Origin of the sequence: Burkholderia sp. Bp9099, assembly GCF_003857805.1 — a bacterium.
GTDB lineage: Bacteria > Pseudomonadota > Gammaproteobacteria > Burkholderiales > Burkholderiaceae > Burkholderia.
The window spans coordinates 1-910 of record NZ_QTPU01000096.1; the positions used below are offsets into that span (position 1 = coordinate 1).

The following is a 910-nucleotide window of genomic DNA, read 5'->3' on the forward strand; positions in this document are numbered from 1 at the left end:
ACTACGACAAGGCGGTGATGATCGGCACCGTGCCGGCGCTCGTCGTGCTCGGCTGGCGCTGGAAGCCCGCGCGGCTGATGATGGCGTCGATCGCCGCGCTCTCGCTGCTGTCGATCCAGATCTACCAGGGCGATCTCGCGCGCGCCGATGCGGCGTTCTTCCTCAAGTACTTCCTGTCGAGCCAGTCCGCGATCCTGTGGATGAGCGCGCTGTTCGTGCTCGCGACGATCTTCTACTGGATCGGTCTGCTCGCGCGCTCGGAGTCGGGCGCCGCGATCGGCCAGAAGCTCACGTGGGTCGCCGTGCTGATGGGCTTCACCGGCCTGATGGTGCGCTGGTACGAGTCCTACCTGATCGGCGCCGACGTCGGGCATATCCCGGTGTCGAACCTGTACGAAGTGTTCGTGCTGTTCAGCCTGATCACCGCGCTGCTCTACCTGTATTACGAAGGCCACTACGGCACGCGCGCGCTCGGCGCGTTCGTGCTGCTGGTCATCAGCGCGGCCGTCGGCTTCCTGATGTGGTACTCGGTCGCACGCGACGCGCAGCAGATCCAGCCGCTCGTGCCGGCGCTGCAGAGCTGGTGGATGAAGATCCACGTGCCGGCGAACTTCATCGGCTACGGCAGCTTCGCGCTGTCGGCGATGGTGTCGGTCGCATACCTGATGAAGGAGCGCGGCGTGCTCGCCGATCGCCTGCCGACGCTCGAGGTGCTCGACGACGTGATGTACAAGTCGATCGCGGTCGGCTTCGCGTTCTTCACGATCGCGACGATTCTCGGCGCGCTGTGGGCCGCCGAAGCATGGGGCGGCTACTGGAGCTGGGACCCGAAGGAAACCTGGGCGCTGATCGTGTGGCTCAACTACGCGGCCTGGCTGCACATGCGCCTGATGAAGGGCCTGCGCGGCGC

1 protein-coding gene is annotated in these 910 nt (G+C 65.9%); it reads left to right on the forward strand.

The window, feature by feature from the left end; translation table 11 throughout:
* The coding region (gene ccsB / locus DIE17_RS37050; RefSeq protein ID WP_124492254.1) for a c-type cytochrome biogenesis protein CcsB at positions 1–910 on the forward strand (910 nt) is incomplete at both ends.